Annotated in this window: 10 protein-coding genes; 7 read left to right on the top strand and 3 right to left on the bottom strand. The window is 69.9% G+C overall.

All coding sequences use genetic code 11. The features are described from left to right. Positions 1-14: 14 nt before the first annotated feature. On the bottom strand, positions 15-242 hold the full coding sequence (locus tag FNF32_RS04105) for an acyl carrier protein (protein ID WP_131674187.1): 228 nt from the start codon (positions 240-242) through the stop codon (positions 15-17). A gap of 236 nt (positions 243-478) precedes the next feature. Here FNF32_RS04105 and FNF32_RS04100 point away from each other — a divergent pair, with 236 nt between their 5' ends. Beyond that, positions 479-1774: a hypothetical protein gene (locus FNF32_RS04100; protein WP_131674186.1), complete on the top strand. Its 1296-nt coding sequence runs from the start codon at positions 479-481 to the stop codon at positions 1772-1774. Positions 1775-1836: 62 nt separating this feature from the next. Next, on the top strand, positions 1837-2619 hold the full coding sequence (locus tag FNF32_RS04095; protein WP_131674185.1) for a Pnap_2097 family protein: 783 nt from the start codon (positions 1837-1839) through the stop codon (positions 2617-2619). A gap of 57 nt (positions 2620-2676) precedes the next feature. On the opposite strand, the gene FNF32_RS04090 is transcribed toward FNF32_RS04095, so the two are convergent. Continuing rightward, positions 2677-3171, bottom strand: coding sequence for a GatB/YqeY domain-containing protein (locus FNF32_RS04090; RefSeq protein ID WP_131674184.1), 495 nt, complete (start codon positions 3169-3171; stop codon positions 2677-2679). A 169-nt stretch (positions 3172-3340) separates the two neighbouring features. On the opposite strand from FNF32_RS04090, the gene carA reads away from it, so the two are divergent. Then, the gene (gene carA / locus FNF32_RS04085; protein WP_131674183.1) at positions 3341-4489 is read left to right on the top strand and encodes a glutamine-hydrolyzing carbamoyl-phosphate synthase small subunit; all 1149 of its coding nucleotides are present in this window, start codon (positions 3341-3343) and stop codon (positions 4487-4489) included. A gap of 84 nt (positions 4490-4573) precedes the next feature. After that, positions 4574-6757 carry a glycosyltransferase gene (locus tag FNF32_RS04080; protein WP_131674182.1) on the top strand — a complete coding sequence of 728 codons (2184 nt, stop codon included), beginning with the start codon at positions 4574-4576 and terminating at the stop codon, positions 6755-6757. A gap of 265 nt (positions 6758-7022) precedes the next feature. Here the strand turns inward: FNF32_RS04080 and FNF32_RS04075 are convergent, their stop codons facing one another. Beyond that, complete coding sequence (locus FNF32_RS04075; protein ID WP_131674181.1) at positions 7023-9890, bottom strand: [protein-PII] uridylyltransferase family protein; 2868 nt, start codon at positions 9888-9890, stop codon at positions 7023-7025. A gap of 226 nt (positions 9891-10116) precedes the next feature. On the opposite strand from FNF32_RS04075, the gene FNF32_RS04070 reads away from it, so the two are divergent. The 3 genes from FNF32_RS04070 to ilvN all read left to right on the top strand — a co-directional run bounded on the left by FNF32_RS04070 (position 10117) and on the right by ilvN (position 13433). After that, positions 10117-10944, top strand: coding sequence for an arginyltransferase (locus FNF32_RS04070; RefSeq protein ID WP_131674180.1), 828 nt, complete (start codon positions 10117-10119; stop codon positions 10942-10944). Between the two features lie 152 nt (positions 10945-11096). Beyond that, the gene (locus tag FNF32_RS04065; RefSeq protein ID WP_131674179.1) at positions 11097-12863 is read left to right on the top strand and encodes an acetolactate synthase 3 large subunit; all 1767 of its coding nucleotides are present in this window, start codon (positions 11097-11099) and stop codon (positions 12861-12863) included. Positions 12864-12872: 9 nt separating this feature from the next. Further along, on the top strand, positions 12873-13433 hold the full coding sequence (ilvN, locus tag FNF32_RS04060; protein WP_131674178.1) for an acetolactate synthase small subunit: 561 nt from the start codon (positions 12873-12875) through the stop codon (positions 13431-13433). The last annotated feature ends 10 nt before the right edge of the window (positions 13434-13443 follow it).

Genomic DNA, 13443 nt, shown 5'->3' with positions numbered 1-13443 from the left:
GGCGTTCTCGCCGGTCACATCCGGCTGAGATGGTCGTAAAGCTGCCCGACCGTGCGGATCGAGTGGTCCAGCTCGTCCGGGTCGATGTCCAGCCCGGTCTCGTCCTCGATGGCCATCACGAACTCGGTGAAGCCGATCGAGCTGAAATCCAGGCCCTCTGCGAACAGCGGATCGGCGTCGCGAACCTCGTCCACCTTGGCGTACTTGGACAGCAGTCGGTCGAATGTCGCGCGGTCCAGCATGCCGGATCCTCCCTCGTTTTCGGTCCAAGCTGCGTAGCAGCTTTCGCGCCGAGGGTGCAAGTTTCGGGCGGCCGTCCGGTTGGTCCTGCGCGATCGGCCGCCATACCCGCGCATCCATGCGGGCCTGGCCCGGTCACCTCGACCCCGTGGCCTTGCACAGCCGCGGATCGAATGTCATACGCTCCGGCATGCTGAGACCCCCCCTTTTCGGTTCGGCTTCCGCAACAGCCTCGTGGATGACGATGCAAGATCTGGCCGCCGTACGGCTACCCGAGTTGTTCGAGCCGCATGCGCTCGACGCGCTTGAGCAGAACCCGGACGGCGCCGTCGCGCTGCGTGCCCTGGCGGAAACCGCCCGCGTCATCGGTCCCGACGACCCCCGCAACGGCAAGCTCGGCCTGCTGGCGACCACCGGCTGGCGGCTGCTTTTGCAGCACAGCCAGGCGCGCCCCGCCATCCTGCTGACCCGGATGGACCGGGAACTGAACGACCACCCGCAGATGTCGCACCTGCGCCTGACCGCGCTCGCCCGCAGCGGCCAGCACGCGGAATACCGCGAGGAACTCGCGCGTCTGGTGAGCGTCTCGCGCGGCGATCCGGCGCTGCGAAATGCCCTGCGGTCGCTGGTGCTGTCGCACGCGGACGTGTGCGCGCTGCTGTTTCCGTTGCTGGATGACGAGCTGTTCAACGGCGCGACCGGTTCGATCGCCGAACGGCTTGCGACGCTTCGCGCCGACTACATGCCGCAGATCGTCGAAAAGACGATCGTGGACAGTCTGGCCCAGATCCGCGGCGTGCCCGAGCACGACTTCAAGGCGTTCAGCGACGAGGTGAACTGGGGCCGCGTCATGGCGGGCTATTTCAAGTTCGTCATGTCGGGCTACAACCACCACGTCATTGCCTACGGCCCCGACGACGAGCGCACCCGCGACGCCAAGCGCCGCAGCCAGGCGGTCCGCGACGCGGTGCTGATCGACAACACGCTGGTCCAGCAGGCGGCGCGGCAGGGGCAATCGATCTTCATCGCCAACCTGCACGGCGGCATGTCGGCCGTGACCGATCTCGGCATCGGGGTGCCCAGCATGCCGCTGTCGATCGTGGCGGCGGGCGTTCCCGTGAACGCGCCCGAGCCGAACTTCCACGTGCCCGCCGACGCGCCCGACGTGGCGATGCGGTTCCTCAAGCTCGCCAAGCTGCTCAAGCAGGGGCCGCGGCTTGTCCATATCTTCCCGGACGGGCCGTTCGGCGACATGCAGGACGCGTGGCTGATCGACCGGCCGATCGTCGTGGGGCGCGGCGCGGGCATGCTGGCGTGGCGGGCCAGGGCCGCGACCTTCGTGCCGCGCAGCCAGTGGGACGGCAGCAAGGTGACGCTGGTGCTCGAGGCGGGGCCGAACGCCGCCGCCTATACCGACGGCGACCAGTTCGTGGCAAACTTCGTCGAGTTCTACGTGGGCCACATGCGCCGCATGATCCTGGGCCCGGCCATCGACATGGCCCCGAACGGCGGCTTCTGGCGCTTCTTCCAGTAGCGCCGGGCCACCCCCGCGGCACCGTTGTCCGCAGTCATCCGCAACTCACGGCAAGGCTCATCATGCACTACACCAGCACCTTCACCGCCGGCCTGCCGCAGCTCGACGTCCACACCCTGTCCGAGGACTGGGCGCTGGCCACCGCGCTGGAAAACCACTGGATCATCCTCGCCGACCTCCTGGGCCTGAAGCCGTCCGAATGGCTCGATGCGCGAGGCGAGCGGATGTACGGCGCGGTCATCGCACTGCGGACCCGGTTCGACCTGACCGACACCATCCGCGAGGATGACCGGTTCGAGGCGCGGACGACCATCCATTCGATCCGCAAGCCGCACGCCCTTTCGCGGACCGAGTACGTCGTGGACGGGCAGGCGCGCGCCTCGGTGGACCTGTTCACCAGCTTCATCAAGCGCACCGAGCGCGGGTCGAACAAACGCTTCTCGCGCGTCCGCGACGTCTGGAACGGCGAGGATCACGCGCCCGAGCTGGTCGACGCGGAACTGGACCGGCACCACGCGATGAAGACCGCGGCCTTCGAGGGGCCGGTCGCGATGGAATACGAGGTCAACCGGATCCAGGACTTCAACACCGCCGATTTCATGTACTTCAAGAACTTCGTGCGGATCGCGAAGGCGGCCGAGTGGCGGCAGAACCGCGGCGAGCCGACGCGGCTGAACGCCGAGCGCGCGATCTGGTATTTCGGCAATGTCGGCGACGGCGAGGAAATCCTGGTCCACGTCGCCCGCGACGGTGACCGCGTGGACAGCCTGCTCGCCGACCGGACCGGCCGCAGGCTCGCCCTGTCGCATGCAACCGCGCCGCTGGTCGAGATCGCCGAGCGCTGATCGGCGATCAAGCGGGCGGCGCAGGCCGCCTGCCCGCCTCTCTGCGCGTGAACGCCGTCAGCCCATCAGCCGGGATTTGACCAGCGCGCCGACCGCGCCGAAATCCATCTGCCCGGCGTGACGCGCGCGCAGCTCGCCCATGACCCGGCCCATGTCGCGCACCGAACCGGCGCCCAGGTCCGCGACCGCCTTGTCCACCGCCGCCGCGACCTCGGACGGGTCCAGCTGGCGGGGCAGGAACTCCTGGATCACCTTCATCTCGGCCATCTCTCGCTCGGCCAGCTCGATCCGGCCACCCTCTTCAAAGGCGCGGGCCGATTCCTGGCGCTGCTTCACCATCTTCGACAAAAGCGCGATCAGGTCGTCGTCGCCGACACCCTGCCCGCCCGTCGCGGCCCCGGCACCCGAGGCAGCCGCGCCCGGCTCGGACCGGGCCGCGATGTCGCGGTCCTTGATCCCGGCGCCGATCAGCCGCAGCGTGGACAGCCGGGCGGCGTCACGGGCCTTCATCGCGTCCTTGGTCGCGGCGGCAATGCGGTCGCGCAGGTCCATGTCGTCCTCGTGCAAGCTGGTGTGCGGATGGCCTTAAGTCCCGCAGTCAATCCCGCAGCGCGCATCCGGGGTCAAGCGGCATCGTCCGCAAGCGCCCTCCAGCCCTTCGGCCCGCTTGACGCGCGCGGCCCCCGCGCCTAGTTTCCCGCCGATTTGCCGGAGACATGACATGCCGACACCGACCGCCTGCCTTGCGCTTGCCGACGGAACGATCTTCCGCGGCCACGGCTTCGGCGCGGCGGGAGAGGTGGTGGCAGAGCTTGTCTTCAACACCGCCATGACCGGCTATCAGGAGATCATGACCGATCCCTCGTACGCCTCGCAGGTCGTGACCTTCACCTTTCCCCACGTCGGCAACACCGGCGTGACCGCGCTGGATGACGAGGCGGCGGACCCGGTGGCGTCCGGCATCGTCGTCAAGTGGGACCCGACCGAGCCGTCGAACTGGCGCGCGACCTCGGACCTCGCAAACTGGATGGAGCGGCGCGGCCGGATCGGCATCGGCGGCATCGACACCCGCCGCCTGACCCGCGCGATCCGCCAGCAGGGGTCGCCTCATGTGGTGCTGGCCCACGATCCCGAAGGCCGCTTCGACACCGCCGCGATGGTCGAGCGGGCAAGGGCGTGGGCGGGGCTCGTGGGCCTCGACCTTGCCCGCGACGTGAGCTGCCGGCAAAGCTATCGCTGGGACGAGGGGCTGTGGTCCTGGCCCGACGGGTTCCAGCCCCCTGCCCGGCCCGCGCGCCCGTTCAAGGTCGTGGCGCTGGACTACGGCGCCAAGCGCAACATCCTGCGCTCGCTGGTGGCGTCGGGCGCCGACGTGACGGTCCTGCCCGCCACCGCCACCGCCGCCGAGGTGATGGCCCACGACCCCGAGGGCGTGTTCCTGTCGAACGGCCCGGGCGACCCGGCCGCGACCGGCGAATACGCGGTGCCGATGATCCAGGACCTGCTGGACCGTGACCTGCCGATCTTCGGGATCTGCCTTGGCCACCAGATGCTGGCGCTGGCGCTGGGTGCCCGCACGGTAAAGATGAGCCACGGACATCACGGCGCGAACCATCCGGTGCGCGACGTGGAAACCGGCAAGGTCGAGATCACCTCGATGAACCACGGCTTCGCGGTTGACGCGCAGACCCTGCCCGAGGGCGTGCTGGAAACGCATGTCAGCCTGTTCGACGGGTCGAACTGCGGCATCCGCATGGCGGAGCGGCCGGTCTTCTCGGTCCAGCACCACCCCGAGGCGAGCCCGGGGCCGCAGGACAGCGCCTACCTGTTCGAGCGGTTCACCCGCGCGATGGAACAGCGGCGCGGCTGATTGCTCGGTTCCGAAGGCCGCCGTTAACCGCGCCTTAACCTGTGGTCGTGCATGGATGACCGGACAGACGTCCGGGGACATTCCATGCCTGCATCGACCGCGCCAGCCCCCGACCTTGCCGCCGACCCTGCCACCAACCGGCCCGGCGAGGGCGCATCGGGCGGGCAGGTCATCCCGCTTCGCGTCCGCTTGCGCGAAGGGCGCATTGGCCGCGACCGGATCGACGCGGCCGCGCGCGCCCAGGCCGCGGCCCGCCCCGTCCGCGACCAGCGCCCGCTTGGCCAGATCCTGATCGAGGATGGGGCGGTCGATCCCGGCGACCTTCTGAAAGCCGTCGTGATGCGGCAGCGCCAGGACGTGCCGCTGGGCGAGATCCTGCTGGCGCACGGCTGGGTGACCGAGGCGGCGCTGGCCCGCGCCCTGACCCGGCAGTGGCGCACGACCATGCCCGACCTGGACGCGAACCCGCCCGACGCGCGGCTCATCGACCAGGCCGGCGCGGGCTTCTGCCTGAACGCGGGCATCGTGCCTTGGCGGCGCATCGGCGGCGTGACCTATGTCGCCGCGTCCCGGCCCGAGGAGTTCGCGGCGCTCGCGCCCCGGCTGCCGCACGGGTTCGGGACGGTGCGAATGCTTCTGTGCGCCCCCACCGCCGCCCGCGACGCGATCCTGACCGCGCGGCGCACGCAACTGATCCGGCAGGCCGAGACCCGCGTGTCGGGCGACCTGAGCTGCCGCACCCGCGACGAGGCGGGGGCGGGACGCGTCGCGCTGATCGCCATGGGGGCGCTGAGCGCGGGCCTTCTGCTGGCGCCGCTGACGCTGCTGGCGGCGCTTACGCTCTGGGCCACGCTCACGCTTCTGGGCAGTGTTTCGCTGAAGCTGCTGGCGTTCCGCGCCACGCTGCGCGCCCGCGCGCTGGCTGCGGCACCGCCACCCGAGATGAAGGGAAAGCTGCCCCTGATCTCGGTCATAGTGCCGCTGTTTCACGAGGCGGACGTGGCGGGCAAGCTGGTCGGGCGGCTGTCGCGCCTGACATACCCGCGCGAACTCAGCGACATCGTGCTGGTGGTCGAGGAAACGGACGAGATCACCCGTGAAGCCCTAGCCGGCGTGACGCTGCCGCGCTGGCTGCGCGTCGTCATCGTGCCCGACGGGCCGATCAGGACCAAGCCCCGCGCGCTGACCTACGCGCTCAGCTTCTGCCGCGGCGACATCATCGGCGTCTGGGACGCCGAGGACCGGCCCGAACCCGAGCAGCTTCACAAGGTGGCGCGCCACCTGGCCACGGCCCCCGCCGACGTCGCCTGCGTGCAGGGCGCGCTCGACTTCTACAACCCGCGCACCAACTGGCTGTCGCGCTGCTTCACGATCGAATATGCCGCACTTTTCCGCGCCGTCCTGCCCGGCGTGTCGCGCATGGGGCTGATCGTGCCCCTTGGCGGCACCACGCAATTCTTCCGCCGCGAGGCGCTGGAGCGGTCGGGCGCGTGGGACGCCTGGAACGTCACCGAGGACGCCGACCTGGGCGTGCGCCTGGCACGCATGGGCCTGCGCGTCGAAGTCGCGGATTTTACCACCCACGAGGAAGCCAACTGCCGCCCGATCCCATGGGTCAAGCAACGCTCGCGCTGGCTCAAGGGCTACGCGATGACCTGGGGGGTCCATATGCGGACGCCCGTGCAGCTGTGGCGGCAGGTCGGCACCCGGGCGTTCGTGGGGTTTCAGATCCAGTTCGCGGGCATGCTGACGCAATACCTGCTGGCACCGCTTCTGTGGAGCTTCTGGGCCCTGAGCCTTGGCCTGCCGCACCCGCTGCGCGAGCCGCTGGCGGGGCCGTGGGGCGGGGTCGGGGTACCGGTTCTGTTCTCGATCTTCGTCGCGTCCGAACTGCTCAACATCGTCATCGGCGCCTGGGCCGCGCGCCGGGCCGGTCATGCCGGGCTGTGGGCCTGGGCGCCGACGCTGCACTTCTACTTTCCGCTCGGCTGCCTCGCGGCGTGGAAGGCACTCTACGAGGTGGTCGTAAACCCGTTCTACTGGGACAAGACCGCGCACGGCGTGGATGCAGCCGAGGAGGTGCCCGAGATCGCGCTGGCCCCCGCGCCGGGCCTGACCCCGATCCCGCTGCGGCAGCTGGACGGGCGGGTTCCGGTGGCGGGCCCGCTGGCCGGGATCGCCATCGGGGCGGCGGTTCCGATGGGGACGATCAACGCGGGTGAGTCGCGGGGGCGATCCGAAGCGATCGAGGGGGCAGCGGAGGGCTAAGCCCGTCGCGGGGGCGCGGGCGTTCAGCGGGTTTCGGAGTGCGGCCCGGCGAATCGGGGTGGCGGCATTTCGATATCGTGCGGCCTTCCGGCCCGCGGGGCAGCAAGGAAGTGTCAGGCATCCGGCAAAAGCTTGTGCCCGGTCTGACAGTCGGGCGTTTATCGTCGGCGGTTCGGATCATCAGCTTCCTGACCAGTCTCACTCCCCGGCCACGTCGTCGATGGTCCTGTTCTCGGGAAAGGGACGGCACCCGGGCCTGCCCCGCTCACTCCCCCGCCGACATCTCGGCGCAAGCATCCCGCACCAGCCGGTCCACGATCGCGCCCGCCGTCTCGACGGTGCTTTCCAGGTCCGCCGCCAGCGCATCCAGCGACGGCTGCCCCATCTCGCGCAGCAGGAACTCCTGCCCGCCAAGCCCCGCCGCATCCATGTCGAGGCGTCCTTCGGTCAGCAGCCGCGCGGCGCAATGCATGCGCCACAGGGCGCGCCACGCCTCCGCCAGCGCCAGGGCATCGGCCGCGTCGATCAGGCCCGCGCGCGCGCCTGCCCGCAGCTGCGCCGCGACCGCGCGCGCGGGCGAACCCGTGCGAACGGCGAGCGACTGCGCCAGCAACTCGATGTCCTGCAACCGGCCGCGACCGTTCTTCGCCTCCCACCGGCCGTCGGGCGCTTTCGCGGCAAAGATGCGCGCACGCATGTCGGCGAGGTCGGGCACTACGCGCGGGTCGCCGCCGCGGGACTGCAGGATCTCGACCCGAAGCGCCTCGACCTCGGCGGCAAGCGCCGCGCCGTGACCGCCTTCGTCCGCGCCCGCCGCGCCCGCCTCGCCGCCGACCCCCGCGATCACGCGGGCGCGGGTGAGCGCGAGATGTTCCCAGGTCCACGCCTCGGTCATCTGGTAATCGCGGAACGACGCGAGCGCCGTCGCGACCGGCCCCTGCCGCCCGGACGGGCGCAGCCGCATGTCCACCTCATAAAGCCGTCCCGACGCGGTCGGGGCGGACACGGCCGTCAGCAGCGCCTGCGTCAGGCGCGCGTAATAGGCGCGCGCCGCAAGCGGCCGGGCGCCGTCCGACGCCTCGACCCCGCCCACGTCGTAGATCACGATCAGGTCCAGGTCCGATTGCGCGTTCAGGTGCCGCGCGCCGAGCGACCCCATCCCCAGCACCACGGCGCCGCGTCCGGGCGACGCGCCGTGCCGGGCCGCGAAGTTCCGCCCGACCACCCCCGTCAGGGCGCCGATCGCGGCATCGGCGATATCGGCGTACTGCACCGCCGCCTCGTCCGCGCCGATGAGGCCGCGCAGGTGGTGGACGCCGACGCGGAACTGCCATTCGTGCGCCCAGCGGCGCGCGGCGTCCAGCGCGACCTCGTAGCCGCCCGCAGGCTGCGTCAGGATCGCGCCAAGCTGGTCCGACAGCGTCTCGCGCAGACCCTGCGCGCCCGGCCACGGCGCGAAGAAATGCCCGGCCAGGACCGCGTCCAGAACCTCCGGGTGGCGGGCGAGATAGGCGGCGAGCCCCGGCACCGTGCCGCAGATGTCGGCCAGAAGGTCGATCAGCTGCGGGTTCGACCCGAACAGCGAAAACAGCTGCACGCCCGCCGGCAGGCCGCGCAGGAAGCTGTCGAACCGCGCCAGCGCCTCGTCGGGATGGGCCGCGCGGCCCATGCGGGCAAGGATCTGCGGCTCGATCCGGGCGAAGATTTCCTGCGCGCGGCCCGAGCGGAGCGCGGGGTAGGTGCGCCATCGCTCGATCATGGCCGCCGTTTCCGCCGACATCGGCGGCAGATCGGCGTCGTCCGGCTGGCCCGCGCCGGGATCGAAGAAGTCGCCCGCGAGTTCGTCGACCCGGGCCAGTCGCGCCTCGATCTCGGCGGCCCAGGCGGCCGGATCGTCCGACCCGTCCAGCGCCGCGACCTGGGCGAAGGCCGCAGCCGCGTGCGGCAGCACATGCGTCTGGCTGTCGTTGATCATCTGCACGCGATGCTCGACCCGCCGGTGGGCGCGGTAGCAGTCGGTCAGCTCGTCCGCGACCGCCTGCGGGATCCAGCCTTTGGCCGCCAGCGCGGCCAGCGCCGGCACGGTCGCCCGGTCGCGCAGGTCGGGATCGCGACCGCCTGCGATCAGCTGGCCGGTCTGGGCAAAGAACTCGATGTCGCGGATGCCCCCCTGGCCCAGCTTCATGTCGTGGCCCATCGCGCGGATCGGCCCGTGCAGCCCCTTGTGGCTGCGGATGCGCCGCCGCATGTCGTGGGTGTCCTGCACGGTCGCGAAGTCGAGCGCGCGCCGCCAGACGAACGGGCGCAGGTCGCCTAGGAACCGCGCCCCGGCCGCAAGGTCGCCCGCGCAGACCCGCGCCTTGATGTAGGCCGCGCGTTCCCAGCCGCGCCCTTCCGCCTCGTAATAGGACAGCGCCGCTGCGGCCGAAATGCAGACCGGCGTGACCGAGGCGTCGGGCCGCAGCCGCAGGTCGGTGCGAAAGACGTAGCCGTGTTCGGTGAGGTCAGACAGAGTTGAAACGGCCTTGCGGGTCGCGCGGATCAGGGCCGCGCGCACCTCGGACTGGTCGGCGGGGGCATAGGCCGCGTCGTCGTAAAGGACGATCAAATCGATGTCGGACGAATAGTTCAGCTCGCCCGCGCCCATCTTGCCCATGGCAAGGACGAACAGCCCGGCGGCGTCGGGGTCTGCCCCGTGACGCGGGGTCGGCACCTTGCCGCGCCGCGCCTCGTCAGCGACATGGGCGCGGAATGCGAGATCAGTCGCGCGGTCGGCGAAACCGGTCAGCGCCGCCGTCACCTCTTCGACGGTCCAGACGCCGCCCAGGTCGGCAAGCGCGATCCACAGCGCCACCCGGCGCTTGGCGCGGCGCAGCGCGGGGCCGAGTTCGACCGCCGTCAGCGTCTCGAACCCCGCCGTCTCGCGCGCGACCACGTCGCCTGCCTCCAGCGCGTCCCGCAGCCATCCCGCCTCGCGCTGGATCAGGCCGCACAGATAGGGGCTGGACCCCGCCGCCCCTTCGATCAGGCGGGCAAGCGCGGGTGGCGCGTCCGGGAACAGCGCGGCGGCGCCCGCGCCGCGCGCGGGGTCGGACGGGAACGGAGTGCGGGTGATCCGGGGGGCGAAATCCATCGCGCCAGCGTAGCCGCGGCGCGGGAGCCGTCAACAACATCGCTGTCATCAGGCCGGGGGCAACCCGCCGTCTCGGCCCCCCGGTTTCAACGCTTGGCGGACCTGCAAACACTTGATAGGCTTTGCGTCGTTACCACCACCGACGATAATCCACCATGCCGATGCACTGGACGCTGATGACCACTGCCGGCCGGGCAATTCCGCGCTGCGGAAGGTGCGTTGCCTGATGCGCCACACCCTGCCGAACGCGCCGCAGTTCTACGTCACCGCGCCGCAACCCTGTCCCTACCTGCATGGCCGCGCCGAACGGAAGCTGTTCACCGCGCTGGCCGGCGACGCCGGGCAGACGCTGAACAACGTGCTGTCGCGGCAGGGATTCCGGCGCTCGCAGAACGTGCTGTACCGGCCCAGCTGCGAAAGCTGCGTCGCCTGCATGTCGGCGCGGATCCGGGTGCGCGACTTTGCCCCCAGCCGCACCCAGCGCCGGCTGATCCGCCGTAACGCGGCCCTGGTCCGCACCGCGACCAGCGCCTGGTCTACCGAAGAACAGTACGAGCTGTTCCGCCGCTATCTCGACGACCGCCACGCCGACGGCGGGATGGCCGACATGGACGTGTTCGAGTTCGCGGCCATGATCGAGGAAACGCCGGTCCGCACGCGCGTCGTCGAATACCGCGACCCGCCGCCCCCCCGGCACAGCCGCGCCGATGGCGAGTTGCGGGCGGTGTGCCTGACCGACGTTCTGGATGACGGGCTGAGCCTCGTCTACAGCTTCTACGACCCGGCGCTGTCGGATTTCAGCCTTGGCACCTACATGATCCTCGACCATGTCGAGATGGCGCGGGCGGCGGGCCTTCCTTACGTCTATCTGGGCTACTGGGTGCCGGGCAGCCGCAAGATGGCCTACAAGGCCCGGTTCGGCGCGCTGGAAATCTACAAGGGTGGCGTCTGGCAGGATCTCGGCGATCCGCAGGCGCACGAGGCCGATATCCACCCGCTGTCGGTTGACCCGATCGTAGAGCAGGTCGCGCGCATCGATCTGCCGCTCGGGTGACACTTTAAGCAACTAAATTACAAAACATGATGTCTGAACGTTATTTTTCGCGCCGACTGCATTGACCCTGCCGCAACGCGGCAATAGCTTCCGGCGTCGCGGCAGTGGGCGTTGCCCTGCCACGTGGTCGAAAACTGATCGGAGAACCGGATATGTCCCGAACTATGACGGGTGCGAGAATGGTGGTCGAAGCCTTGCGCGATCAGGGCGTCGATACCGTATTCGGCTATCCGGGCGGGGCGGTGCTGCCGATCTACGACGAGATCTTCCAGCAAAACCAGATCCAGCACATCCTCGTCCGGCACGAACAGGGCGCGGTCCACATGGCCGAGGGGTATGCCCGTTCCACCGGCAAGCCCGGCGTGGTGCTGGTGACGTCCGGTCCGGGGGCCACGAACGCCGTCACCGGCCTGACCGACGCGCTGCTGGATTCAATCCCGCTGGTGGTGCTGTCGGGGCAGGTTCCGACCTTCATGATCGGCACCGACGGGTTTCAGGAAGCCGACACCGTCGGCATCACCCGCCCCTGCACCAAGCACAACTGGCTGGTGAAGGAAACCGACCGCCTGTCCGAAACGATCCACCGCGCCTTTCACATCGCGACCTCGGGCCGTCCCGGTCCGGTGCTGATCGACATCCCCAAGGACGTGCAGTTCGCCGAGGGCGCCTATGTCGGCCCCGAGGACGTGGCCCCCGGCCGCTACCAGCCGGAACGCCACGGCGACAGCGTCGCGGTCGAGAAGCTGGTCGAGCTGATCGAGCGCGCCGAGCGGCCGGTCCTGTACACCGGCGGCGGCGTCATCAACTCCGGCCCCGAGGCGTCGCGCCTGCTGACCGAACTGGCGGACGCGACCGGGTTTCCCGTGACCTCGACCCTGATGGGCCTTGGCGCCTATCCGGCCAGCGGCAAGTCATGGCTCGGGATGCTGGGGATGCACGGCCTGTACGAGGCCAACATGGCGATGCACGGATGCGATCTGATGATCAACCTCGGCGCGCGGTTCGACGACCGCATCACCGGGCGGATCGCGGATTTCTCACCCGGCTCGATCAAGGCGCATGTCGATATCGATCCCAGCAGCATCAACAAGGTGATCCGCTGCCACCTGCCGATCGTCGGCGACGTGGGCGACGTGCTGACGGCGGTGCTGGCGCTGTGGAAATCGCGCGGGTCCAGGACGAACGGCGCGGCGCTGGCCGACTGGTGGCGGCAGATCGACGGGTGGAAGGCGCGCAAGTGCCTGTCCTATCGCCGCTCGGACACGGTCATCAAGCCGCAGCACGCGCTGGAACGGCTTGAGGCGCTGACCCGCGACCACGACCGCTACATCACGACCGAGGTCGGCCAGCACCAGATGTGGGCGGCGCAGTTCCTGCACTTCGAGGGGCCGAACCGCTGGATGACGAGCGGCGGGCTGGGCACCATGGGCTACGGCCTGCCCGCGTCGGTGGGCGTGCAGGTCGCGCACCCCGACGCGCTGGTCATCAACGTCGCGGGCGACGCGAGTTGGCTGATGAACATGCAGGAAATGGGAACCGCGGTCCAGTTCCGCGCGCCGGTCAAGCAGTTCATTCTGAACAACGAGCGGCTGGGCATGGTGCGCCAGTGGCAGCAACTGCTGCACGGCGAACGCTACAGCCAGTCGTGGTCGGAAAGCCTGCCTGACTTCGTCAAGCTGGCCGAGGCGTTCGGCTGCAGGGGCCGGCAGGTGAGCGACCCGGCGGAGCTGGACGACGCGATCCGGGAGATGATCGAGTACGACGGGCCGTTCATCCTGGACGTGCTGGTCGAAAAGCACGAGAACTGCCTGCCCATGATCCCGTCGGGCAAGCCCCACAACGAAATGCTGCTGGGCGACCAGGAGGCGGCCGAGGACATCGGCTCGGCCATCCAGGACGACGGCGCCGTGCTGGTCTGAGGAAACATCATGTCGAACCTCAAGCTTTCGCAGGGCGCATCCAGCCATTCCGCCTACGACCTGCGCGACCCGAACGCGCAGGCCGAGGAACGCCACACCCTCGCGGTGATCGTCGACAACGAGGCGGGCGTGCTGGCGCGCGTGATCGGCCTGTTCTCGGGGCGGGGCTACAACATCGACAGCCTGACCGTGGCCGAGATCGACCACGCCGGGCATCGGTCCCGCATCACCATCGTCACGCGCGGCACGCCCGCCGTGATCGAACAGATCAAGGCGCAGGTCGGCCGCATCGTCCCGGTCCACAGCGTCAACGACCTGACAGTCGAAGGGCCGAGCGTCGAGCGCGAGCTGGGGTTGTTCAAGGTGCGCGGCACCGGCGACAAGCGGGTCGAGGCGCTGCGGATCGCCGACATCTACCGCGCCAAGGTGGTCGATTCGACGCTGGAAAGCTTCGTCTTCGAAATCACCGGCGCGCCCGAGAAGCTGGACGCCTTTGCCGACATGATGCGGCCGCTGGGACTATGCGACCTGGCGCGGACCGGGGTTGCGGCGCTGGTGCGGGGCAACTGAGCCGCGCGCG

This window comes from Paracoccus marinus, assembly GCF_007018965.1.
Classification (GTDB): domain Bacteria; phylum Pseudomonadota; class Alphaproteobacteria; order Rhodobacterales; family Rhodobacteraceae; genus Paracoccus; species Paracoccus marinus.
This window is presented reverse-complemented; position numbering and strand designations above follow the sequence as displayed.